Here is a 24,662-nt window from a genome sequence, read left to right as displayed (position 1 = left end):
GCCGTGACAAGCATGCGAGACGTCGCCCAGGCCGCGGGAGTTTCACTCAAAACCGTGTCCCGGGTCCACAATGCGGATCCCAATGTCGCGCCCGCCACGCGAAAACGCGTCGAAGCGGCAATGAAGGAACTCGGCTACCTCCCGAACGCCCTCGCAACGACATTCCGCCAAGGCACGTCTCCACTCGTGGGAGTAGTCGTCCCATCGCTCACCGACCATTTTTTTGCCAGCCTTGTGCAGGCTATCGACGCCACAGTGGCCGGGGCGGAACTCATGACCATCGTCGCGGCGATTTCTGATCCAAACGATGAACGCAACCGCGTCGAGGCACTCCTCAACCGCCGTCTGCGGGGACTCGTGATCGCACCGGCCTCTCACGACCACTCATATCTCGCGCCATGGACCGCTCAACTACCGATCGTGTTTGTGGACCGCCCTCCCGAGGGACTGGACGCGGATGTTGTCCTGTCAGACGACCTCGACGCAACCCAGCGCGCCGTGACGCACCTTGCAGCCCACGGACACACACGCATCGGCTTCATCGGCAACAATGCTGACATCACCACCACCCAAGAGCGCTTGCGCGGCTATCGCCAAGGCCTCGCCGTTGCAGGCCTCACCGAAGACCCAGATCTCGTGACGTTCCACGGCGACAACCCCACGCTCGCACCTTCAATAGCCCGGGCGATGGCATCACTGTCAGCCCCAGCATCGGCTTTGATCTGCTCGAACGCCCGCGCCGCGATGGCCCTTGGTCCAGAACTCAAGGACATCCCTGTCGCTGCCATCTCCTTCGGAGACTTCCCCCTGGCCGATGCTCTCACGCCCAGTGTCGCAGCCATCGACCAACACCCCAAGGACATCGGCGTCCAGGCGGCGACACGCCTGTTGGCGCGCATCAACGACCCAGACGCTACCTTTGCGCCGCGCCTCACGGTGGAAACAACCTTCGTTCCACGCGCCTCCAGCGACATTAAGGGCCCGGCCGCATAGCGCGACCGGGCCCCGTAACTTCGCTTATCCCTCCACAGCCTCAGCGAGCTCCCGCAGACGAGGCTGTGCGAGTTCAGTGAGCTTTTCCTCGCGCACCTCGTGAGAAACCGAGAGGCTGTCCTTCCATAGGCTCCGCCCCGCCATGGCGCCGGACGCGCCGTGAGCGACTGCCGTGCGGACCTGGTCGATGAAGGTCTCGTGGTCAACACCGGCGGAGAGCACCGCCCACGGCACACCGCCGGCTGCCTCGGTGACTGCAGCACTCGCTTCAGCAGATCCTGGATACTGGAGCTTCAGCACTCGTGCGCCGTTGGCCACGGAAATCCTGGCGCTGTCGGCTACCAGCCCGGGGAACGCAGCGGCATAGTCCTCGTCCGATTCGCCTTCGAGTTGATAGGTGAGGATCTCGACAATGAGTAGCAACCCGGCACTGCTGCACGCCTCAGTGAGTTCGCGGATCTCGCGCACAGCCCGGTCGGCTTCGTCCTGACGGTCTGGGCGCAAGTACCACAGCATCTTCGCGACATCCCCGCCCAATTCACGCACCCGCTCAGGAGTGACCCCATCGACGAAACGTGTATAGCGGAGGCCATCGACCTCTTCGAAGCCTGACGCATCCATTCCTACGACAAGAGCCGTGTCGCGCGACAAGGTGCCGTCATCCACGATCTGAGGCAGCGCAACCTCAGGGTCGAGCAAGATCGCCGCAGCGTGATTGCCGAGGTACGAGACAAGGTCCGCCTTCGCCTCGACGAGTTGATCCTGAGTGACAGGCGTTCCATCACCGTCAGTCATGACGGCCTTCATGCCGTTGCGCTGATCGGCTGCGACGATCAGCATTCGCCCAGCGGGGGTGCAGATAGCGCTCATCCCTCGGCGCTCCTGGGTGGTCAGTAGCGGTGCATTCGTGAGTGTTGTAGGCACAGCGATCCTCTTCTCTCTTTAGTGGGGTGAGGTCAATTGCGGGGTAGTGGGGCAAACTCCAGGGGCGCCGCTGCCAAGGCAGCGCCAAGCGCGGTGTCTTGTGATCGGTGGGAAACCGTGACGTGTGGCAGCACACGCCGGCGCGCGGCAGTCACGCTCTCCATGCGGGTCCACCCGCCGGACATCAAGGTCGACGTCGGCGGCGGTGTTTCACGCGCCATCGCCTGCAGGAGGACATGGATCTCATCATTTCCGTGCTCCAAGATGCGCGCGAACACTTCGGCGGAGGTGGCGCCGTCGGCACGGATGACGAGCGAGAGCATCCCGTCGTCGTTGCGTGCTCCTTGAACCTGGACCGCACCCTCGGGCAGGGAGCCTCCAGGCGGGAGGCGACGGACTGCCTGGTCGAGTGCGTCTCGATCCTCAGGACCCGTGGCATCGAACAGGTCGAGTGCGCGCCGCATCAGGAGACCTGTCTTGACGCCTGCGACCAGCACATATTGGCCAGGGACCACGTGGGTGACATGGTTGATGAAGTGGTGCGCGAGCCGGTCACGCGCCGCAACGCTCAGGGGTGCGTCGAGGACCTGCAGAATGACCTCCGCAGTCCCCATCGACACGTGGTAGCGGTCTGCTGGGATTGCTCCGCCCGCACTAGCCGCAACGAGGTGATCGTGACCCGCGACGGTCAGTTGAGCCCCCTCCATCGCGGGAGGCAGCCCGTCGCCATGCACGGTGCCCCACGATGACCCCGCAGTCGTGAGGGGTGGAACAAAATCAGGTGTGACGCCAAGGTGCGCGAGCATCGGCGCCCATGGCTCCCCGGTGTCTTGGTCGATGAGGCCAGTTCGCGAGGCAAGCGAACGCTCACTTGCCATACAACCGCCCAGCCTGGCGACGACCCACTCGGGGAGGTTCGCCCAGTGGCGGCCACGGAGGTCAAGTCCGTTGTCACGCAGGTACAGCATCTTCATGACAGAGACCTGGACACCGAGGGGCAAGCCCGTGCGTCCGGGGAACTCGCGCGCCAACGGCGCGGGCATTGCGTTGAGCTGAAGCTTGCCGCGCGGATCGAACCAGGCAAGTGCACGACTGTGCGTCGTCCCGTCTGCGCCCACGACCAATCCAGATTCGCCCATTCCGGTCACACCCACGGCAGCAATGCGAGGAGCCTGTGGCGCCACCTGGCTTGCGAGTTGATCGCATACATTGCGGCACAAGTCGATGACCGTGTCGAGGAGCGTGGGCCCGTCGAGTTCCGCAGCACCGTCAGCACCGTGGATCCAGGGCGTGGGGGCTTGCTCCACGACCAACTCGTTGCCGTTGACGTCGCTCACGAGCACCTTGACTCCGGTACTTCCGAGGTCGATTCCCATGAGGTAGGGGCGTTTCACAATGGCTCCATAGAGGTCATGAGGGCAGCGCACAGCGGCGCCCTTGGGGCGGGTCAAAGGGGGAGAGGAAGTGGTGGGTGCGCACTGGGCGACGCGAAGTGCACACCCACCACTGGGAGGGGAACTACTAGCAGGTCGAGGCGTACAAAGCCGCCTGACCCTCCTCGGTTTCGAGGCTTTCCTTGGTGACAATGGTGAAGCCAGTCTGAATCTTCGACTCAGTTGCTTCGCCATTCAGCGCGGCAAGTGCCTGCTCAACGCCCTGGTAACCAATGTCAAACGGCTGCTGCGCGATGATGGCCTGAACCGTGCCATCCTCAAGAGCTTCAACCTGTGCCGGGCCGGCGTCGAAGCCGACAACCTGCACCTCACCAGCGACACCAGCCTGCTCGATGCCGGTTGCGGCACCTTCAGCGCTGTAGATGTTCGTAGCAAAGATTGCCTTGAGGTCGGGGTGAGCCTGGAGCGTTGAGGTCACGATTTGCGCAGCCTTGGCAGGCTGGTTCTGTGCGTACTCAACGCCGATGTACTCGAAGTTCGAGTCCTCTTCCACAGCTCCCTCGAAGCCCTGAACACGTGCGTCAGAGGTAGAGATTCCGGGCTGGTTGTCGATCACGAGCACCTTTCCGCCGTCAGGGACCATGTCTTTGATGGCTTCGAACGCTGCAGCGCCGCCACCGACGTTGTCCGACGAGATCTCACTCACGGCAAACGACGGGTCTTCGACCGTCGTGTCCACAAGGACAATTTCACTTCCCTCAGCGGCCTCTTCCAGAGGACGCTGAAGCGCGGAAACATCGTTGGGTGCAATCAAAATCGCGTCAGGGTCGGCAGCTGTCACCGATGCCAATACGGGCTGCTGGAGTGCGGGGTCCCACTTCTGTGGACCTTGAACACTGACGTCAATACCTCCGAGGTCTTCTGCAGCGGCAAGCACTCCACACTCCATCGAGATGTAGAAGTTGTCACCAATGACTCCTTGTATGAATGAGACGCTGACGGCTTCCGAGGATGAAGCATCGTTGCTTCCTCCTGCGGTGGCCGATGCATCACCAGTAGCGTCGCTCGACGATGAGCACGCAGCCAGTGCGAGGGCAAGGGTGGCTACCGAGGCAGCCTTTACAACATGCGTCTTTCGCATCGTGGTGTTTCCTTTCATTTCTGTTCTGAACTACGTCTGAAAATCCGGCTGAACAAGGTTTTTCGTGTCGTGTTGCGTGCCGCTGCTGCGCGACGCGCCTGATCGACATAGACGGCGCCGATGAGGAAGGCGCCAACGACCACCTGCTGCCAGTAGGGCTCGACTCCGAGAATCACGAAGCCATTGCGGAGCGTTGCGGGGATCAGGAGGCCGATCACGGTTCCGAAGACGGAACCCACACCGCCAAAGAGGCTGGTTCCACCAATCACCACACCGGCAATGACGTCGAGGTTGGTAAGGCTGTGGCCAGCGATGGTCGTGGAGCGGAAGAAAGCCAGGTTCAGGAGTCCGGCCAGACCCGCCAGGAGTCCAGCGAAGGCGTAAACCTTGATCAGTTGGCGATCCACCTTGATGCCCACTCTGCGGCACGCTTCAGCGTTTGAACCGACGGCGGAGGTATGGAGACCGAACCGTGTGCGGTTGAGCAGGATGATTCCGCCGATGACCACCAGCGCGGAGATGATGACGAGGCTCGGGACTCCAAATACGTCTCCGAAGCCGACGGTGTCGACCAGGACTTCAGGGGCAGCTCGCAGGTCGAGACCGCCGGTGAGTACCTGAGCCAAGCCCAAGGCTGCCACGAACGTTCCCAGCGTGACGATCATCGGCGGGACCTTGGCCTTCGCGACGAGCACGCCGTTAAGCAAGCCCCACGCAAGCCCCGACAGCAACGCCACACAGATCCCGATAATCGATACGAACCAGCCTTGACCATCACCGATGGACTGCATGACCAGGGATGAGACCACGCCGCTGAAGACCAGCACGGAGCCCATCGACAAGTCGATGCCCCCTGTCACGATGATGAAAGTGGTTCCTACTCCCAAGATCGCAAGGATCGACACCGAGATTGCGATGTTGCGGAAGTTGGTGACGTCAAAGAATGAGCCGGGCGCCAGTGCCGTGAAGACGGCGACGATGCCAAGCCACACCAGGACGATCTGCATTGCCTGAGCCCGCATCATGTGCTGAACTCGTGCTCCGAAGCCGTTGGGGCGGCCAGGTTGCTGTCCTCCCACACCAGTGCCGGAGGAAACTGTGGTTGTCGCGGTCATGCTGCCGCCTCCTTGCCATCGAGTGCACCGGTCATGGCGCCCACGAGCTCTTCGACGTTGGTGTCCGCGCTGTTCATCACCGCTGCGCGCCGTCCGTGGCGTAATACGTGCACGCGGTCGGCGACTTCGAGCACGTGCGGCATGGAGTGGCTGATGAGCACCACGCCGATGCCCTTGTCGCGGATACGGCGGATCAGATCAAGCACGCCTTTGGTTTGGACCACTCCAAGCGCAGCGGTGGGCTCATCAAAGAAGATCACTTTGCTTGCCCACGCCGCGGCACGGGCCACGGCAATGGCCTGACGTTGACCACCGGACATACCGCCCACCGGACTCTCAAAGTCACGCACGGTGGCGCCGAGATCTGAGAATGCCGCTTGGCCGACCTGGCGCATCTGTGCGCGGTCCATGAATCCCAACTTGCCCAGCACGCCTGGCCGCGCGAGTTCACGCCCGAGGTACATGTTTTGGATGGGATCAAGGTGGTTCGCGAGTGCAAGGTCCTGGAAGACGGTCTCGATCCCGCGGACACGTGCATCCGTCGGCGTCTCAAGCGATACGGGCTTTCCTTCAAAGAAGATCTCACCAGCATCGGGCCTATCCGCTCCGGAGAGGATGCGTACCAATGTCGATTTGCCGGCACCGTTGTCACCGATGAGTGCGGAGACTTCGCCGGGGCGCACATCAAAGTCAGCGCCTTGTAGGGCCTGAACAGATCCGAAGGACCGCTCAATACCGCGGGCTTCGTACAGTGGGGTGCTCATCTCCGCACCTCCTTCGAGTTTGACGCTTGTGCTGGCATTTCCACTCCCTTGTCGATTGCCGAGTTGCACCGGATCACCGCTTTACCGGCGATTCCTAGATTTCCGACGCGGCGGTTCAGCGGGGATCTCCCCTGAGCCACGCTCAATTAAGTGGGCCGGGACCGTGATCACGGGCCCGCCCTGTCGCTGGTCTGAAGATTCAATGAGGCGCGCCATGAGTGTTCGCGCCGCCACCTCGCCGATGCGGGCCGGCGAGTGGTCGATGACGGTAATGGCGGGCTTGAGGCTGGCGGCCATCGGGAAGTCACCGAAGGCCACCATGGCGACGTCGGTGCGTCCGGCCACGTGTAGGGCGGGGACAATTCCGAGGGACACTCGGGTGTTCGCGGAGAAGATGGCCGTTGGTGGTGCGTCGAGCGCAAGGAGCTCATCGAGAACCGCGAAGACGCGGGGCTCGTCGATGCACTCAGCTCTGATGAGGCGGTCGTCAGGTGTGATGCCGGCGTCGCGGAGCGCTTCGAGGTAGCCCTCGTGGCGGTGGCGAGTGGTGTCGACGACGAGCACGTCGCTCATGAGGGCGATGCGCCGGTGGCCTTGGGCGATCAAGTGCGACGTCGCTTCTTTGGCGAGTTTGTGGTCATTGACGACGACAGACTGGCTGCTTGGGGCGTCGCCTTCGCGGTCGACAAAGACCACGGGAAGGTCTCGTAGCGGTAAGCCTTGAAGCGCATCGTGAGAACTGGGCATCACGATCAGGCCGGCGCACCGGCGCTGAACAAAGTTGGAGACGATCGCGCGTTCGCGGTCGCGCTCGCGGTAGCTCGAGGCCACGAGCACTTGGTAGCCCACTTCTGCGAGGACGCGTTCGATTTGAGCCACGAGACCGGCAACGAAGACATCGCCGATGCTTTCGACGACGACACCCACGGTGCGGTCGCGGCCGGCTCGTAGGGACCTCGCTGCCGGGTCGGGCTGGTAGGACAAGGTCACCATCGAGGCTGTGACTGCTGCGCGTGTGTCCGTTGCTACCCGGGGGTCATCGTTGAGGACGCGTGACGCTGTCTTGATGGAGACTCCGGCGTGTGCGGCTACATCGCGCAGGGTCGCGCCTTTCGAGGAGGTCACGAGCGGTCCTCGCTGATTGAGCGGTCACGGCCCATGAACGATGTGGGCCGGGCGCTGAGCACCTGCTGGCCTGCCATGCGAAACACCATCGGTCCGCCCTCTCCATCGAGTCATGTCATCGTTGTCATCAACTGCGTGAGACCCATCATGAACACGAATGACACCGATGTCAATCCATTTATGACACCGATGTCATTGTTGTGATGTTTTCGTGACCTTCGCGACTTCGGGACGGTGGCGCTCGCGCTAGCCAAGCAGGGCGCGGCGCACCCGGGTAGCCTGCACGTCCGCGGGAGCGGTGCCATCGACCGCAATATGCGGCACCTCGGGCCGGGCGGTGTCGAGCGTGGCGAGATAGCCGTCAAGATCAGCGAGCTTGAGGGAATCCCGCGTCGCAGCACGCCCGCGCATCCGTCGAGCAATCTCTTGTGGATCGACGTCGATCCACACCAGCACCGCGTGCGCGCCTAACTCTGAGAACCGCGATTCAACGCCACTCCATGCATCGGGATCGCGGCATTCCCGCGTAAACGGCGCCACCGCAACCGCAGAAACTCCAGAAGACACCGCGTCCTCCGCGGCTCGGAACACGCACTCATAGCGGGCGTCGCGAGAGATCGACGCCACTGCCGCATCACCGTATTCTCTCGCGCCCACTAGCTCGGTCACAACGTCCATGAGCGGGTTAGTCAGCCGGTCCTGGTCCAGGAGCGCTGCATGAAGTGATCGAGCGAGAACACCACCAGTGGTGGACTTGCCGGACGCCGGAGGTCCCGCAACGAGGACAACGTGTGGAGTGGAGAGCACATCCCCACCCTACGCAAGAGCCGGCCTCCACCACCTCACGCCGACAGTTCACCTGTTGTTCACCTTTCCGTCACAATAGTCGGCGTGACTGAGCCCATCCTCCTGGTTCTCGTTGTGACGACGGCCCTCGCCTTCGACTTCACGAACGGCTTCCACGACACCGGAAACGCCATGGCAACCTCGATTGCCACGCGAGCACTCAAACCCAAGACCGCGGTGCTTCTCTCTGCGTCCCTGAACATGGCGGGAGCGTTCCTGTCTCTCACCGTCGCCGCGACCATTGCCACGGGCATCGTCGATGCAGACATCGTCACCCTGGAGGTGGTGCTTGCCGGTTTGGCGGGCGGCATCATCTGGAACCTCATCACCTGGCTCTTTGGCATACCGTCGAGTTCCTCCCACGCACTCATTGGTGGCGTGGTCGGTGCCGCACTCGCTGCGGCTGGCTCAGAAGGTGTCTTGTGGTCTGGTCTCACCTCAAAGGTGCTCATCCCCGCGCTCGTGGCACCCGTGGTCGCCATTGCGGTCGCAACCGTCGGCACGTGGCTCGTGGTGCGCTTCACCCGTGATGTGGAGCAGAAGGACAACGACAAGATGTTCCGCTGGGGCCAGATTGGCTCTGCCTCACTGGTGTCACTTGCGCACGGCACTAACGACGCCCAGAAGTCGATGGGCATCATCCTGCTGGCGCTGATCGCAGCCGGCGCCGTGCCTTCGGACTCATCTGTGCCGTTCTGGGTGATCTTCTCGTGTGCTCTCGCGATGGCGCTCGGTACCTACATGGGCGGCTGGCGAGTCATTCGCACCCTCGGCAAGGGCCTCGTGGAACTCGAATCCCGCCAGGGCATGGCCGCCGAGACCTCTTCCGCCGCCGTGATCTTGCTTTCCAGCCACTTTGGCTACTCGCTGTCCACCACACACGTCGCTACCGGCTCCATCCTGGGTTCCGGTGTGGGCATGAAGGGCGCTTCCGTGCGCTGGGGCGTCGCAGGCCGCATGTTCTCCGCGTGGCTCATCACCGTGCCGTCCGCGGCAGCCGTGGGTGCGGCGGCGTACTTCCTCGACCAGCTCGTCGGTGGCGCAGCGGGCTCGTACGTCGTGTTCGGTGTGCTGGTCGTCATCTCCGCTGGGATCTTTGCCTGGTCGCGACGCAACCCCGTCAACCCACACAACGTGAACGACGACTGGGACCCCGCAGAAGAGTCCGAGGCCTTCGTCGCCGAATCGGTCGCAACCCACCGTCCCGAGACCATGACGGTCAAGACGAAGCGCCTGCGCCGAGCCAAGAAGGCACTCGCTGAGCGAGAGGCCGCCGCTACGCTCGGGGCGGAGGCAACCAGCACCGCTACCGAGGTCGTCGACCCACCGGACAGAGCCGATGCCGGGGCGACCGACACCCCATCCACACCCACCGATGAGAACGGGAAATAGGGGCCGCCATGCAAAGTTTCGTTGAATGGGAAGCCCTGGGCAACATCTTGCTCTACGGACTACTCGTTGGTGCTGGACTGCCCACGCTCTTTGCCATCGGTGTGCGCATCATGGCCGGGCCAGGCGCCAAGGATGAGTCAGGCAAGGTCACGCCCGGCCGCCTGGTTCTTGCGTGGCTGTGCTTCGGCATTTGCCTTGTCGCCATCCTGGGCGCGGTCGCCTACATCGCCGCTGGCGGGCACTAGACCGCGCGCGCCCTTTCGCGCCTTCGCAATCACGGCGCCGGTACCCCAAGTCCTCATCCCCCGATGTTGTCTCCCCGACCGCGGTCGAAAGTCGCGTGCTTGAGGTGGCGTGCAGCCTCGGGAGCGTCGGGACCACCAGTGCGCAACACATCCCATGCGACGAGCACCGGGTCCGCAAGGTCCGGTCGAGCGAGGGATACCGATGTGTTCCACACTGTGCGATCGGCAGGGACAGTGACCTGAACGGTTGCCTCACTGCGGGGTGATTCTGCGAAGCCAGCATGTGCGAGCGCAAGTCCCGATGTGGCGTACACGACCACCCTGGACGGCACTCTCCACGTCGCGAGCACGTCAGCCGCGACGTCGCCCGAGCTGAGAACTCGCACGTCGGCACGGCTCGAGATTACGAACAGTCTCACCTTGCGTGGTGATGGACTCCAACCCATACCAATATGTGGTGAAGCCACCCGGGCCGGGGTACTCGTCGAGAAATGCATCCCACATCTGCTCCGGATCCAAAGCCCGCCACCCGGCAGACGTGCGCTCGACCGTGCCGTCGAGGTCCTTGAGCGCCATCGATACGGCTGGCTGAGAAATGCCGATCGCTCGTGCGAGGTCGGCTTGCGAGCGCGGCGTCTCGTCGACGGCAAGCGCTCGCATGAGCGCCCATCGACCCCACGCCGATCGAAGCCGTCCAACAGGTGCCTGCGACACAGGGTCTTGAGGGCGGCCTCGCTCGACCCCTTTCCAGATGACATGGCCGTCGTCGATCGAGACTACCGAGAGGCGTGGGTGGGTGTGAGCCATGGCGATCAGCGCTTTGCTCGCGTGGGGGACCGCGAGTGCAATATGCCGCGAGGTCCCCGCGAGAATCTGCTGAGCCTCCCACTCGTACGTCCGGCTCCGTCGGACCTTCATCTCAACCAGAGTGACGTCATCCCCGTCAACCACCTCGAGTTCCGCGTTTCCACGGACGACAGCCCGCAAACCAGCTTGAGCGAGCAGTTCGATCGCACGGGTTTCCGCGTTCTCCGGCTTCTCTGTGCCCACCGCCACCCGCCTTATAAGTTTTAGTGACAAGTTTGATTTTCACTTATATGTCCTAGTTTTCTAGCATTTGACGCTCGGCTTCCACCGCCCAGCAAGCGCCACCTGACGAGAGAGGGCTCATGCCAAACAGGCTTTGGCACGCATGGAGAGCACGGTGTGGCGGATCGCGGTGACAGCACATCGGCTAGCGGCTCCTGCCTCCGGACCGCTTGCTCTCGCACTTGCGACTGCGGAGGTTCAGCACGGCAATGCGCACGAGGCACGAACACGCCCGGACGGCGCGAGCCCTCAGAGAAGCCCTAGACAACGCAAATGGCCCCCGGTATCCCAGGGGCCCTTCTCCGCGTGGGCTGTTCGAGAAAATCGTGCAACCGGGGTGATGCCGCAAGTTGACTGTCCATTCCCCACGGCCGCCCGGCCGATTTCCCTCGACCGTTGCTGCACACGGCCTTTCGCGTCCGCCACACCGCCGCTCGGGGACGTCTCCTCGCGTCACCTATGGGCGCGGCAGACGCTCTAGGGCTGGACCGACGACAGGCGTTGGCGCAAGGACTACCGGCCAGAAGTCATCGCTCAACGAACCGGGCTCTCGAGCTAAGCAAACTCCCGCTCGAACACTTCTTTAGCATCGACTTCGTCAAGAGGGTGGAGCGCGTACTGCACGCCTTGAAGGGTCAACATTTGCCGAGCCAACTCATCCCTGACGTCCGCGGTGACGGTCTCCATCCCCTCCGGATGAATTCCGTTTCGACCGAGGAAAGCCGCTCGCCACGTGAGCAACTCGACCGCGGACTTGCTGCGCCGAAATATCCCCCGTCTGACGGTCTGCGTACCGTCCTCGAACATCATCGCAATAAAGCCCACGGTGTCATCGCCATGGCCCGGTGCTGACAATGTAAACACGTTCCAGTGTCCCGTCACCGGTACCTCCTCGGGGTCCGATGCACCGCTCGGGGATCGACGCATATGATTCTCGGAGCGAAGACCCAAGCGATCGCAAAACGTCATCCTGTTGCGGTCCACTCGGAGGCTGGCGGAACGGCGAGTATGCTCGCGAGGGCTTCCGGCAAGACCGCCCGACGGACACCTCGCATCTCCAGAAGGTGCCGCGAGGCCCAAGCGAATGCTCCGTCCTGTGCGGGGTCGCCCACGTACCCTACGCCGCGTCCTTCACAAGCATCACGGCATGGGGTGCCGGGACAGACCTCAAAAGCCACGCTCAAGATGACCGATGCCGCAACCCCATCCTGCCTCCGACCCTCACCCGGCGCCCGACCTGAGGCCCAGATCGCCGTCCCTCTCCGGGCCGCACCCAGCGGTCATGCCTGTCAGCCTCCCTGTCTACAACTGTCACGCCGAATCGCACATGGCTCTCATACGCAGAGTAAGAAGCGATGCGGGCGATCGCGCCAACCTCGAACTGCCCCGTGCGAGCACCAGCAGCCTGTCGTGCCTTGCATTGGGAACCACCATGGCCACTGATACAGCCCAACACATCGCCGTACTCCTCATCCGTCGATGCCCAGCCAAAATCTCGGCCTGGAAGAGCGCCCAAAGAGTCCTGCGTCACCCACAGATCGTCAAGCGCACCGACTTCACGGCCGCACGCGGAGTTCGCCGGGCATTGTGTCCAAAGAACCTCAAGCCAGCCCTCGATGCCGTCAACGGTTGCACGAATCGGACGGTGCAACAGATAGCACTCGAGGCCAATCACGGGTCCATGGCCGTTGGCGCACGCGCCTCGACCGAGGAAAAGCGCTGACCGAGCGTGAGAGCGCCCACCGGTAGAGAGTCAATCATCGCCCGATCCTGACGTGTACGTTCATCGGTGTACCGAATGGCCGAAGTCGGCGTGTGAACCACCGTACTTCTGCCCTCTCGGCGATGGGAGCCACCGAACCGTAAGTCAGCTCGCGGTCTCGCCAGTCAGGGCGGCGGACCCCTGCCCAAGCCACTCCTCGACCTGCGCGACCTGCCTTGAAATTCGACCGCCACGCGAATAGCTGGTCAAGCCACGAAGCATGACCTCATCGCCGCCGACCTGAAGGACCGGAGCGTAGACGGTGAGCAGCACATGATCGTCAGACTCCTCAACCCACGCGCCCGTAATCGATTTGCGAGCGATTCTCCGGGTTCCGACGAGCCCATGGAGCACTAGTGCGTCGCGAGTCAGTCGTGTGCGCATCATCGCGCACCTCAGCGCGCACCAGATACTCGCGCCAACTGTCACTAGGCCGGCCACGATAAAGAGTCCGTTGCCACCTGCAGATGCCATCGCCGCGCCCGACAAAGCAAACATGAGACATGCAGATACCCCCACGATGTTCCAACTCCATGCGCGCAGCGTCACTATCGACATTCCATTCTCGCTGTGTTCTCTAACGGCAGTACCGAGTCGCACGAACCTTGCAACCGAGGCTATACGAGGACCCCACCGCGAGCGACGGGGCAGAGACGGCTCGACGCTGCCAACGCGGCATGGCCTTCCACGACTTCGTAGGTTTCGCGCGGTTCACCGCCCCACTTAGGCGCCCGTACTTCGCCAACGACGTGGGTACTCGCACCAAGCCGAATGTCGCCGCCGTGAGGACTCCATCGGCAGCCGAGGCCCTCCACGTCTTCTTGAATCCGCCACCGTACTGGGCCCGCTGTGCTGAGCGTGAAGCATGATTTCTTCGCCGCCGATCTGAAGGACCGGGGAGTAGACGGTTAGCTGTACATGATCGTCAGACTCTTCGACCCACGCGGCAGTAATCGATGTGCGAGCAATTCTCCGGGTTCCGACGAGCCCATGAAGTATTAGCGCGTCTCCGGTCAGTTGCGTACGCATCTTCGCGCACCTCAACGCGCACCAGATGCTCACGCCAACTGCCACCAAACCGTGAACCGCCCCGGTTTCTTGCCGCTTCTATGTGGGTGCCGGCACCGGTGGTGTTGGCGTGGTGATGTCAGCGTAGTAGGTCGCCTCGAACTCGTCTGGTGGGACGTGGCCAAGGCGGGAGTGGAGGCGGTGTTGGTTGTACCAATCGACCCATGCCAGCGTGACCCATTCGACGTCCTCGAGACACTTCAGTGGGCCGGTGCGGAGTGGTGAGTCGTCGCGGATTGCTTCGTTCTTGAACAGTCCGATTGTGGACTCTGCGTGTGGCTTATCGTAGGCATCGCCGATAGAACCGATCGATGCGGCGATGCCCTCAAGGGCGAGAGTCTCGGCGAACGACACGGACGTGAACTGGCTTCCGGCGTCGGAGTGGTGCACCAGACCGTCGCTGGCGGAGTGGCCAGCACGGGCACGTCGCCACAGCCCTATCCGCAGTGCCGTCGTCACCAGCGGTGTGGTCTTGGTCATCGACGCGTGCCAACCGACGATCGCACGCGAGTAGCAGTCGATGACGAAAGACACATACGCGAACCCGGCCCACGTGCGCACGTAGGTGAAGTCCGCGACGCAGCGGATGTTCGGTGCGGGCGCAGTGAAGCCCCGATCGAGCAGGTCCGGGACACGCTCAGCATTGCGATCAGCGATCGTGGTGCGCACCCCACGGCCGCGCACTCGGCCGTTGAGTCCCAAGACACGCATGAGACGGTCGACCTGACGGGCCGAGGCCGGTAGGCCCTAGCGGCGCAGGTGGGAGACCATCTTCGCCGCCCATACATGCCCTCGGAAGCTCCCATCGTGGCCAGTAGCGCGTCGATCACGACCGCATCCACTCGATCACGCACCGACGCGTCACGGACACGTGAGTCTCGGTAGGTTCGTGCGGCGATCTGGACACCCTGCCCACGCAAGACGGCGCAGATCGACTCGACCGCACGACCCTTGGCGCGCTGCTCGTCGATGAACGAGACGTGTCACACGGCGACGGGGGTCGAGTTCCCGTAGCGCAAGAAAGCCGCTGCGTCTTTGAGAATCGCGTTGGCCTCCCGCAGCTCGCGGTTCTCGCACTCGAGCTTGCGGATCTTCTCTGACTCGGACGTCGTCATACCCTGACGTTCACCAGCATCGACCTCCGCTTGGCGCACCCACCGGCGCAGCGACTCGGCTCCGAAGCCGAGGCGTCCAGCGACCGTTTGGCACGCGACGGTGAGATTCGGGTGCTCGTCGAGATGGTCCAGCACCAGCCGCACGACACGCTGCATGGTCTCCTCGGGAATCCTCGTGAGGCTCGGGCTCTATCTTCCTTCCAGACTCGAAAGTAAGCGGCATCAAACCGGGGACGGTTCAAAACACACCGGTCGCGTGCGAGAGCGCCGTGATGACGATTGTTGTGCGGCGTCGGCTCAACCTGTAGAGCACTTCGCGGAAGTTGGGTATGCCTCAACGGCAATCAAGGGGTGCCATTTACAGCGGACAAACTAGATGCGAAAAGCATAAATTGATCATTTTACGGGACACTATAGCGAGGCGTTCCAGTCCTCAAGAGCTGCACGCGAGGGCTGGATATCCATCCAGATAGATCCCTGGGTATTCGAGACAATCTCGACGACGGTCAATGGAATCGATATCACAGCCCAGCCGGGTTCGACGACAGCCTCGATAGAAAGCGACGTGGGGAACTTAAGGCCGTTGTAATTTCGCTCTTGGACACCCTGGGGCGATACAAGCGCGCTTACCTCTGACTCATCGCGCTCTGGATTGGAGCTGACCCTAAACCACTCCGTGGCGCTGGACAACACTCGTGGCACCCCCAGCTTGCTGGTCCGAACAATGAGCTCCCACCTGACGCACGCTTCCTCGAAGTGCGTCCCCGTGATCTTGCGATCTAACAGACTGTCGACTTCGTCACGGCCTCCTGCCCAGCCGGTTGCAACCAATATTGGAGCATGATGTCGCGTAACAGTGTGCAGGAAGGCCGCATTCATCTCCACAGGTCCCGCGGCGCTTGCCGCGGCGCGAACAACAACGACGCTCGCGAAGCCGGAGGGCGTCGACTCAAGGTAGTGGTCGAGCACCTTCACCCCTCGCGCGGAAAGCGGTTGACCAACACTGCGAGAGCCGACGCAACCGGAGTCGAGGCGGTGGGCACCAACACGGCGAGGAAAACTCAAAAGTTCTGAAGCGTCCAAGTCATGCTCCGACATCGATGTCCTCTCCCATTGGATGTATGCATTTAGGACCCTTGTCACCTCATCCCTCCAGTAGCTACATCAAGGTTGATACGCATGTACCACTCGAATAACTATAGTAATGACCACGCGCTGAACGACATGTCGAAATCCGCCGAGACTCAGCGACTGTCGATAGTAGAAGGAGAGCTCCTCCAAGTCCCGAACTCTTAATAGAACCTCCGCGCCCCTTACTCTTTCCGTAAGAAGACTGACGTTTAGCGACATTGCGCTGCTTTGAGATCTTCTCGTTGAATACAGCCTTCTTCTTGTAACTTCTGTATGCTGCGGCTTCCGCGCGTGTCAGAGGTTGGCCGGCCCTGGCCTTCTCAGCTGCGCGACGCTCCGCGCTTGAAAACTCCTTGCGCTTCTCGCGGCCATCCAGGTCGAACTTGTTGATGGGGTCTTGTGGGTAGGCGTAAGCGGTGGTGTTGCCTCCGGGGATGGGGTCGACGGAGGTGAATAGGCCGGTGTTGGGGTTGTAAAGGCGTACCCCCATCAGCAGGAGCCCGGTGGTGTCGGTGGCGCGTTCCTTGGCTCCGAGCCAGCCGTATGTGAGGGTCCCGGTCTCAGCGGTGACGGTCGCACTGGTGGTCCGTCCGTACTCGTCGTAGTCGGTGAAGGCGCCGATGGCGGCCACAGTGTTGTCGCTACCGATGGTGATGGGTAGGGCGACGTCGCCGTGCAAGTCAGCCAACTGCATTCTGGGCGTGCCGTCGGTGATGGTCACGGCGAGGTCGCCTGCCAGTGAAGCACCGTACCAGCTCATGGTGGCGGTGCCGTCGGCAGTGGTCGATGTGGCCCACGCGGGGGCGTCGCTGTCGTCGACATAGTGACGCACTGTGCTCGACGTGTCCTCGCCACGAGACGTGGTTGAGGTGGACCGGCGCATGAGCGGGTCGAGCTCGAATGTCGTGGTGGCACCGGCTTGGGTGATCGAGCGCGCCAGGTCGGTGTCGTAGTAGCCAATCGTCAGATCACCAGCATTCATACCTGCCGGGCTGTCCGCCCCAGGGATGAGGGTTTGGCGACCGAAACTGTCGTACTCGTAGTCACCGGCGGCGTTAGCTGCCGTTTGGACGCGGTCGGCGTCGTCGTAGGTCCATGTCTCTGTGGCGCCGTCGGCAGCATCGGCACAGATGCCGTCAGTACCTGATAGCACCGTGGAGCGGGCGAGTCGGTTGCCTCGCGTATCGAAGCTGTAGTGGCGACTCACGCACGGCGTGGCCGTTGTCTCTTCACCCGTGGTGCCGTCCACGACCAATGTGGGGGAGCGGTCGGTGACGTCCGTCAGGCGTCCTGCACGATCGTAGGCATAGGTGCGGTTGTAGGCACTGACCGCGGCTGGGTCGATACCCGCATTAGGAGTGGACTCGGCGATAACGCGACCGAACAGGTCCGTCTGCTGACTCCACGCCACCAGCGGAACGGTTTCACCGTCGACGTCGGTAGCCACATACGCGAGCTCAATAGGATCGCCATCGAGGGTGTATGTGCGCGTTTGGGTCAGACCCCCTGGCAGTTGCTGCGTGGTGAGGTTGCCGGCGGCATCGTAGGCGGCCGTGTACGTGTACGAGCCTCCATCGGCGCCGGTGACGGTCATCGCGGTGGCGAGGCCGCGATGCTCGTCGGCGCCCGCCGCATCGGTGCCGTCATAGGTGTAGGTGGTGACGAAGTGACCGTCATCAACGGCGGCAACATCACCTGCAGCGTTGTACTGCGTGGTGGTGATCGCACCATCGGTGTCCGTGTAGGACACGGTGCGGCCCCAGGCGTCAAACCCGGAACGCACGTCCGGACCATCCACACTTGCCGATGCGGTCGCGGTCGCCAGCCCGGTCGCGGTGTCGTAGAGCGTCCAAGTTTTCGCGACGGGTGACGAGCCCTCCAGTCCGGTGGCGGACGTCGAGGTTGATTCAGTGCGGCCGTCTGCGAGGTAGGTCGTCACGGTGGTGCGTGTGGTGTCGCCCAGGGTCTCGCTGACTGTGGCGGGCGCGAGATCGCGCGTGTAGGACTCGACTCGTGTCGTGGGAGTGCTGGGCGCGGACTCAGCCGTGCGTGTCGCGCACACTTGTCCCGCCCAGGCGGGCTTTGCCCCACACAGTGCATCCTCGGTGTTGGTTCCGGCGGTGTAATAGATGGTGCGTTCGGTCGCAGCATCAGTGCCGCTAGAGCCCGGTTGGCGCTGCTCGACAATGCGACCAAGAGCGTCGTAGCGGGTGTGGCTGACGATGTCTTGGCCGCCACCCATGACAGTCGTAGTCGATGTCGCAGAGCCAAGCGTCCACCCCGAGGTAGCCGACGTTGCTGGCTCGCCGTCGATGGGGTTGTAGCCGGTTAGCGTCTGACCGATGGTGGGTTCTGCGGTGGCAATGGGAACCGTCGTGTCCCAGGCGCCTTCGGTCGCGTCGGCACGTGACTGCGTGGTGGTGGTCACCAGCGCGTATCGCTGCCCCGTCGCAGCGTTGATACCCGAGTTCGGAGCGCCCTGGTCGTAAATGTAGTGAGTGTGCAGGCGGCTCAGCTGGCCGTCGGCGTCTTCCGAAGCGGGCGCCCATTCATCGGTGACGACACTGCCGGCAGGAAGAATCACTGCACCCTTGGCGATTGTGAGAGAGCCGACCGTGATGGCTGACGCGGCCACGATGTCACTGTTGTAACGCGTGACTGTTCCGACCGCATTGACGTCTTCTTCTGCGACGGGGTCGCCGTCGTTCAAAGCTGACTGCTCCATCAGGTGCGCGGTAGCGGCTTCGTCGAGCACTCGCACGATGCGGCCCTCGTCGTCGTACTCGGTGGCGGTGTATTGCCACGCCCCTGCACCGAAACTTACCGCGTTGACCGTGTATCCCAGGGAGTCCGTGAACTGGATTGCTGCGTCACGCCACTCATTCGAGTCGACATCGGACACACTTGAGCCACCCGGATCTGAGCCTTGCGTGAAGACCGCGAATCCGTGTGTCGGGATGCGGGATTGGCCCCATGCGGCGGCTGCTTCACGCACGTTGGGGCTACCGGACGGCACCTTAGGAGGCTCCAGGCCATACACGAGTCGCGTGGTGGGAATATACGTGCCGTCGCCGTCGGCGCTCTTGCGGGAGACCTGCAGTACCGAGTTCTCGCCTCGAGTCGACTTGCCGTAGGCGATCTTCCACGGAGCGAGACCTGCCGGCGTCACCGATGTCAGCGTCGGCGCACCCGATCCAGTTGCCGCGCCGTAGCCGTAAGAGGTGGCGAGGCCGCTTCGCGGGTCGGTGACCTTAGTAAGACGACCACTGGAGTCATACGAGTACTGTGCGACAGGCACATCCGTCATCTGCTCCAATACCGGGTCCCATGCAGTCGAGGTGATGTGCGAGACACGGCCCGCATAGGCGCCCACGGCAGCGTCCGTTGTCGCGTAGTACGAAATGTTTAGCGCGCGGCAGCCCGCAACTAGCGTCGTGCACGTCACACCGTCGGGAACAGGCGCGAGGATACGGCTCACCTTGCCCTGAGAGTAGGTGAAGGTGGTGGAGGCGCCGCCAGGTTCGGTGACCCGCTCTTGCTGCCACAGTCCGCTACCGCGGTGGGCCCAGACGGTACTGACCCCTGCCTCGTCGACGACCGTCAGGCGTGCGCTCGTGCCCGAACCCGCCACCGACAGCTGCCAGCCGGAACTTGCGGTGTCGGCATCAAGAGGCACATATGTGCCCGTCTTTTGCGCGGTAGCTGTGCCTCCGGGCTGGCCATACAACAAGTACGTGCCGTCGACATCCTCCAAAGCGATCATGCCGTTAATGCCGGTGGTGTCGATCACCGCCAGGCCCGCGGCACCGGCATCACTGCCCTCGAACGACGGGGCCCAGCCGGGCCCGAAGGGCGAGGTCTCGGTGCCGCCAGCAAACGAGTTGTACGAGCGCGACACGGACAGCGTGCCCGTGTAGCCGGGCACGGAAACGTCGGTCACAGCAGTGTTGAACTCGCCGGTCCAGAGCGCGACTTGACCGGGTCCCGCGTCGGTCACGGGGAAGCCGTCACCGAACGCGTGGGGTAGGCGCACCACCGAAGTGTGACTGTCGGCATCGTCGGTCCAACTGCACAGCGTGTCGGCGGTGTAGACGTAGGTAAAGCACACCTGCACGTCCATGCGATACGGCAGACGTTCGTAGGCGTCGGGAACGGAAGAGGCTGCCGACCAGGTGTAGTTCACATCGGCAGCCGCGCCAGCGGCGACGGTTGAGAGGTCAGTAATCTTGGTCCAGCCGCTTACAGATCCCGTCGCGTCTGAGTATCCCGAGCCGTTGGCCTTGCCTGACGGGCGCCAATACACGGCGCGCTTCACGTCACCGTTTGCTCCCGGGGGGGCGCTGGCCTTCACGACGGCTTTGTCGGTCGTGGTGAACCCGGCGGCTGGAGCGGTGATGCCGACTGATCCGATGCCGTACTCGAACTCTCCCCACGCGCCAGTGTTGGCGGCGCGGTCGATGGCTCGCGCTTCGATCCTGTGCCCACCCTTGGCGCGCGGTAGCCCAGTGATCGTCGCGGACGTCGACGAGGCTGTGACAGTTTTCACCGCTCCTCCGTCGACCTTGTACTCGAACTTGACGGCGTCGGTTGCTTTGAGTGTGGCGCTGACCGATGACGGCGCGGTGTCCTTCCACTGACCGTTGGTGAACTGCGACGACGTGATCGCCGTGGCTCCCGGCGCTGCAGTGTCGACATACACCGTCCACGTGGGCGACGAGGACGACTTCGATGTCAAGGTACCGTCATTGGCTGCCACCGACACCGCATACGCCTTGCCTTGGGCGAGCGCCGCGGGCGTATACGTGGTTGTCGAGCCAGAAGCGACGGATGTTCCAGAAGCGTTGGAGACGACCGTGGTCGATCCCTGCTTGATCGTGAACAGGCCCTTGACTTTGTTGCCATCGGGATCGGACACCGTGGCCGTAAACGTCGGCGTCGTGTCCTTGGTGTACAGCACCGCGCCCGAGGCCGGAGCAGTCGCGTTGACCTTCACACTCGATGGCGTGTTCGGGTAGCTGTTGTACGTCACCGAGATCACCGGCTTGTTCGACGACGAGTTTCCGGAGTAGAACCGCTTCCAACCAAAGTTGTCCGTCTCGGATGCGGCCTTGATGCCAACGCCCTTCGACGTTGCAGTACCCGTCGACCACGCCTGCGCCATCGACGTGATGTCCGCGCTGACGTACCCGTCGGCGCACGACGACGAGTAACCCTTCGTTGATGTGCTCGAGGCATACTTGGTGCCGAACGCCGGCTTATTGGTCCACCTCGTCGCCGTCGACGTCGTCGATGTCGACCACACCTCCCACCCCTTAGCCGTACACGACCACGAGTGGTGGTTGTACAGCTTCAATGTCGCGGCCGTGACCTTCTTACCCAGAATCGGCGAAATGCTGACGTTGAGGTAGGAACGGAACTTGTCAGCACCCGAGTTCGCGGTACCAATGAGAAGTTCCGTCTGACCCGAACGGTCAGACAACCACGCGTCAGACACGTACGTGTCGAAAGAGATCGACAGGTTTGCCGACGGATCAATCACCACCGGAAAAGCGTCATCCTCATCGAACGGCACGTCGTCGGCCGCGATAGACACCTCGGCCACATCGGACGCAACCGATATTTCCGCAGGAACATCCACCACCGTGGGAAGCTGGTTCAGGTCCATAGCCTCATCGGCAGTGCCTGCCGGGTCCGCAGCGGCGCTGGGATCAGGCGCCATCTCGGAGACAGGCTCCACGTGCAAGGCGTCAGAATCGGCGTCCCACGCCGACACATCCGACACCTGAGCGACACTGTCACCATCGTCGCCACGCACCACGAGACCATCGCCGGCGACGCGAAGATCAGACTCCGGAGCAGCGAACTGCATCGCCAACTCCCCGACACTCTCCAACGCCTGTAAATCCTTGGCTACAAAGAACTGCTCATAACCGGTCGCGTCAACCTTGAACACCAGGTCAATACCGGGCTCCACGTCGACATAGCGGATCGCATCATCAGCCACAATCGGCTCCGGAAGGCCGCCATCCCACCACAACGAGAACGGTTCACCGTCAGCATCGTGACCCGCGACAACCTCGGTACGGCCCTCGCTAGCGCCACTGAACTGAAGGCCCGCGACATGCGCCTTGGGCTCAAACCCGCCATCACCATTGGACACGAGGTCGCTATCCGCGTGCTCCCAGCCCTCATCGCTTGTCGGGTCCTCTCCAGTGGCAACCCACTCCGGACCCGTAGAAATATCGGTCCGCCACTGACCATCTGGCAACGCGAACGTCTGAGACACCTCAGTGCGCTGGGAGAGGTCCTCGACCAGGACACCACGGATCGCGGCCAAGGCTGCAGCAGCGATGGCATCGGGAGCGGTATCGCCACCCCACTCGGAACCGGCCGTCTCAGCCACGTCCTCGGCAATGACATCATCAGCCGCAGCCGGCCCCGCCTCAAGACCCGCGAACAACGCCAACGTCGAGATGCCCACCACAGCGGCCACACGACCAGAAACACACCGAAAATCCAGCGAGCGCCACAAGACACCAGAAATCGCCACAGCGAAACCCCCACAAGCAGAAAACGAAGAAACGGAGCTGAGACAACCTCAACCGCCACCCCGTAGCCGCCCTCACTGGCAACATCCCGCTCGTGGGTTGGGCAATTTCTACCGCAAGTCAAACTCGGTACGCAACTACTGACTCGTGTCGGATTCGTCACACCTGGGAGAACTGTGCTGGTGCAGAATGTCCACGAGTCCCGTGCGCGGCTTCGCCAAGCAGGCACTCCCCGCGGCACTCATGGTGTTCTCTGCCAACATCCGCGCAATCGAAACCTTCGTCCAGTCTTACCGCGAGGCCCTATCGAAGCCTCCGAGCGATCCCGGCCCCAAGATCCCAGCTCGCCGACCGCGTCAGCGGCACCAGACCACGCAGCTGACGAGCCGCCACCCCTCTGGCCAGCCGGCTAGCGCGGCGCCCCGAACTCCACAGCAACGCTCGCCCCCGGTGTGACCTCACCGGGGGCGCAAGCATGCCCAAACCCGCCAAGCCCCGGACCCCGCCACCAGAAACAGCAACGGCCGCCCGAGAGAAACCTCTCGAGCGGCCGTTTTGCCGTATCACAAGCCCTTAAAGAGCCATCGGGCCTTCGAATTAACGAATAAACCCAATTGAGCGCTCGTTTTTCACGAACACTCCTTCACGTGCGCGAGGGGGGAGTTGAACCCCCACGCCCTTTCGGGCACACGGACCTGAACCGTGCGCGTCTGCCAATTCCGCCACTCGCGCGTGCCGGGCAACTTTAGCACGAGTTGCGGGCACTATACGATTCACCTTATGGGAGTCCTAGACCGCTTTGAAAAGGGCGTTGAAAACGTCGTCCAAGGGGCGTTCGCGCGGACCTTCAAATCTGGCGTGAAGCCGGTGGAGATCGCGAGCGCGGTGCGCCGTGAGTGTGACGCGCGGGCGGCTGCTGTTGACCGCAACCGTACTGTCGCGCCCAATGAGTATTCGATTGCGCTGTCCGCTACTGATTACGAGACCATTGAGCAGTGGGGCGATGAGGCCTTGGCTCGCGAGATTGAGGATGCGGTGCGTGATCATGCGACGCGTCAGCGCTATTCGTTCGTGGGAGCTGTGAAGGTGTCGTTCGGTGAGGATGTGTCGCTGAACACTGGCCGGTTGGCGGTGACGAGTCGTTCGACGCGTGGGCCGGTGGCGCCTGCGACTGATCGTGATCACCGGTCGCGGTATCCGTTGCTTGATATTGATGGGCAGCGGTATCACCTGACGGGTGACATGACGGTCATTGGCCGGGGCCAGGAAGCGGACATTGTGGTGGATGACACTGGGGTGTCCAGGCAGCATTGCCGGTTCGAAGTGACGGAGCACGGCACGATCCTGACTGATTTGGGCTCCACTAATGGCACGATGGTGGAAGACCAGCGCATCAATGAAGTCACGCTGCTAGATGGCAATGTGGTTTCGGTGGGGCGCACCACGATCATGTATTGGGACGGCGTACCCGCGGATGAGGATGACTAGCCCATGAGCGAACTGTCGATCACTGTTCTGCGTTTCGGCTTCCTCATTTTGTTGTGGGCTTTGGTGCTCTCCTCGATTGCGGTGTTGCGTGCTGATCTTTATGGCACGCGTGTCACGTCGCGCGGCAAGGGCCGCAATAAGCGGAGGGACGATGCCCGGGCTGACAAGGTTGCGGCACCGTCACGGTCTGCGACTGGCGTGCGGACGGGTTCGATTTCGACGTCGTCGAAGGCTGTGGGCCACCTTGCGGTCATTTCGGGTCCGCTGAAGGGCACCACGATTCCGTTGGGGACTGCGCCGATTCTGATCGGTCGGAGCCCTACGTGCACTCTGGTGATTGATGACGACTATTGCTCGGCGAAGCACTGCAGGATTTTTCCTGAGAACGATGAGTGGCGTATCGAGGATTTGGGTTCCACCAATGGCACGTTCTTGGATAACCAGCGTGTGAGTGATCCGATGCCGTTTAAGCGGGGCGACAGTGTCCGCTTGGGTGCGACAGCGTTGGAGTTGAGGAGCTGA

20 protein-coding genes, 1 tRNA gene and 1 pseudogene are annotated in these 24,662 nt (G+C 62.6%); 7 read left to right on the top strand and 15 right to left on the bottom strand.

Annotated features, from left to right (window positions below; all coding sequences use genetic code 11):
• The first annotated feature begins 12 nt into the window (after positions 1–12).
• Positions 13–993 carry a LacI family DNA-binding transcriptional regulator gene (locus AOP79_RS03970; RefSeq protein WP_062070619.1) on the top strand — a complete coding sequence of 327 codons (981 nt, stop codon included), beginning with the start codon at positions 13–15 and terminating at the stop codon, positions 991–993.
• A gap of 24 nt (positions 994–1,017) precedes the next feature.
• Here AOP79_RS03970 and AOP79_RS03965 read toward each other — a convergent pair whose 3' ends face one another.
• The 7 genes from AOP79_RS03965 to AOP79_RS03935 form a co-directional block, all read right to left on the bottom strand.
• Complete coding sequence (locus tag AOP79_RS03965; protein WP_201774428.1) at positions 1,018–1,917, bottom strand: hypothetical protein; 900 nt, start codon at positions 1,915–1,917, stop codon at positions 1,018–1,020.
• Between the two features lie 32 nt (positions 1,918–1,949).
• The gene (locus AOP79_RS03960) at positions 1,950–3,311 is read right to left on the bottom strand and encodes an FGGY-family carbohydrate kinase (protein WP_201774427.1); all 1,362 of its coding nucleotides are present in this window, start codon (positions 3,309–3,311) and stop codon (positions 1,950–1,952) included.
• Positions 3,312–3,438: 127 nt separating this feature from the next.
• Positions 3,439–4,452, bottom strand: coding sequence for an ABC transporter substrate-binding protein (locus AOP79_RS03955; RefSeq protein ID WP_062070615.1), 1,014 nt, complete (start codon positions 4,450–4,452; stop codon positions 3,439–3,441).
• Positions 4,453–4,466: 14 nt separating this feature from the next.
• Positions 4,467–5,567, bottom strand: a complete 1,101-nt coding sequence (locus AOP79_RS03950; RefSeq protein ID WP_082093328.1) for an ABC transporter permease — start codon at positions 5,565–5,567, stop codon at positions 4,467–4,469.
• Complete coding sequence (locus AOP79_RS03945) at positions 5,564–6,331, bottom strand: ATP-binding cassette domain-containing protein (RefSeq protein ID WP_062070613.1); 768 nt, start codon at positions 6,329–6,331, stop codon at positions 5,564–5,566. The genes AOP79_RS03950 and AOP79_RS03945 overlap by 4 nt, the downstream gene beginning before the upstream one ends.
• A gap of 81 nt (positions 6,332–6,412) precedes the next feature.
• The gene (locus AOP79_RS03940; protein ID WP_062070611.1) at positions 6,413–7,456 is read right to left on the bottom strand and encodes a LacI family DNA-binding transcriptional regulator; all 1,044 of its coding nucleotides are present in this window, start codon (positions 7,454–7,456) and stop codon (positions 6,413–6,415) included.
• A 246-nt stretch (positions 7,457–7,702) separates the two neighbouring features.
• Positions 7,703–8,263, bottom strand: a complete 561-nt coding sequence (locus AOP79_RS03935) for a P-loop nucleotide/nucleoside kinase family protein (RefSeq protein ID WP_062070609.1) — start codon at positions 8,261–8,263, stop codon at positions 7,703–7,705.
• An 84-nt stretch (positions 8,264–8,347) separates the two neighbouring features.
• Here AOP79_RS03935 and AOP79_RS03930 point away from each other — a divergent pair, with 84 nt between their 5' ends.
• Positions 8,348–9,694: an inorganic phosphate transporter gene (locus tag AOP79_RS03930; protein WP_082093327.1), complete on the top strand. Its 1,347-nt coding sequence runs from the start codon at positions 8,348–8,350 to the stop codon at positions 9,692–9,694.
• Between the two features lie 8 nt (positions 9,695–9,702).
• Positions 9,703–9,939 (top strand): hypothetical protein, encoded by a 237-nt coding sequence (locus tag AOP79_RS03925; protein ID WP_062070607.1) that lies wholly within the window; start codon positions 9,703–9,705, stop codon positions 9,937–9,939.
• A 53-nt stretch (positions 9,940–9,992) separates the two neighbouring features.
• On the opposite strand, the gene AOP79_RS03920 is transcribed toward AOP79_RS03925, so the two are convergent.
• From AOP79_RS03920 to AOP79_RS03910, 3 genes are all read right to left on the bottom strand, one after another.
• Complete coding sequence (locus tag AOP79_RS03920) at positions 9,993–10,271, bottom strand: hypothetical protein (RefSeq protein WP_152647990.1); 279 nt, start codon at positions 10,269–10,271, stop codon at positions 9,993–9,995.
• A gap of 19 nt (positions 10,272–10,290) precedes the next feature.
• A complete protein-coding gene (locus tag AOP79_RS03915) occupies positions 10,291–10,989 on the bottom strand; it encodes a helix-turn-helix domain-containing protein (protein WP_152647989.1) in 699 nt (232 codons plus the stop codon).
• A gap of 594 nt (positions 10,990–11,583) precedes the next feature.
• On the bottom strand, positions 11,584–11,910 hold the full coding sequence (locus AOP79_RS03910; protein ID WP_062070601.1) for a hypothetical protein: 327 nt from the start codon (positions 11,908–11,910) through the stop codon (positions 11,584–11,586).
• Between the two features lie 550 nt (positions 11,911–12,460).
• On the opposite strand from AOP79_RS03910, the gene AOP79_RS03905 reads away from it, so the two are divergent.
• Positions 12,461–12,751, top strand: coding sequence for a hypothetical protein (locus AOP79_RS03905; RefSeq protein ID WP_062070599.1), 291 nt, complete (start codon positions 12,461–12,463; stop codon positions 12,749–12,751).
• 144 nt (positions 12,752–12,895) lie between these two features.
• Here the strand turns inward: AOP79_RS03905 and AOP79_RS03900 are convergent, their stop codons facing one another.
• The 4 genes and pseudogenes from AOP79_RS03900 to AOP79_RS03880 form a co-directional block, all read right to left on the bottom strand.
• Entirely contained in the window at positions 12,896–13,177 is a 282-nt protein-coding gene (locus tag AOP79_RS03900; RefSeq protein WP_152647988.1) for a hypothetical protein, read from the bottom strand.
• 720 nt (positions 13,178–13,897) lie between these two features.
• Positions 13,898–15,129: pseudogene (locus tag AOP79_RS11560) on the bottom strand (IS3 family transposase).
• Between the two features lie 255 nt (positions 15,130–15,384).
• Complete coding sequence (locus tag AOP79_RS03885; protein WP_062070590.1) at positions 15,385–15,942, bottom strand: hypothetical protein; 558 nt, start codon at positions 15,940–15,942, stop codon at positions 15,385–15,387.
• 190 nt (positions 15,943–16,132) lie between these two features.
• Positions 16,133–22,654: a DNRLRE domain-containing protein gene (locus AOP79_RS03880; RefSeq protein ID WP_152647987.1), complete on the bottom strand. Its 6,522-nt coding sequence runs from the start codon at positions 22,652–22,654 to the stop codon at positions 16,133–16,135.
• A gap of 187 nt (positions 22,655–22,841) precedes the next feature.
• On the opposite strand from AOP79_RS03880, the gene AOP79_RS11695 reads away from it, so the two are divergent.
• Positions 22,842–23,108: a hypothetical protein gene (locus tag AOP79_RS11695; RefSeq protein WP_152647986.1), complete on the top strand. Its 267-nt coding sequence runs from the start codon at positions 22,842–22,844 to the stop codon at positions 23,106–23,108.
• 192 nt (positions 23,109–23,300) lie between these two features.
• Here AOP79_RS11695 and AOP79_RS03875 read toward each other — a convergent pair.
• A tRNA-Leu gene (locus AOP79_RS03875) sits at positions 23,301–23,384 on the bottom strand.
• 48 nt (positions 23,385–23,432) lie between these two features.
• Between AOP79_RS03875 and AOP79_RS03870 the strand changes: the two genes are divergently transcribed.
• Together AOP79_RS03870 and AOP79_RS03865 are read left to right on the top strand one after the other, a co-directional pair.
• Positions 23,433–24,140 carry an FHA domain-containing protein gene (locus AOP79_RS03870; protein WP_062071054.1) on the top strand — a complete coding sequence of 236 codons (708 nt, stop codon included), beginning with the start codon at positions 23,433–23,435 and terminating at the stop codon, positions 24,138–24,140.
• Positions 24,141–24,143: 3 nt separating this feature from the next.
• Entirely contained in the window at positions 24,144–24,662 is a 519-nt protein-coding gene (locus AOP79_RS03865; protein WP_062070586.1) for an FHA domain-containing protein FhaB/FipA, read from the top strand.

Source organism: Demequina sediminicola, assembly GCF_000975055.1.
GTDB lineage: Bacteria > Actinomycetota > Actinomycetes > Actinomycetales > Demequinaceae > Demequina > Demequina sediminicola.
Note: the sequence above shows the minus strand (reverse complement) of the source record. Positions and strands in the feature narration are given on the sequence as shown.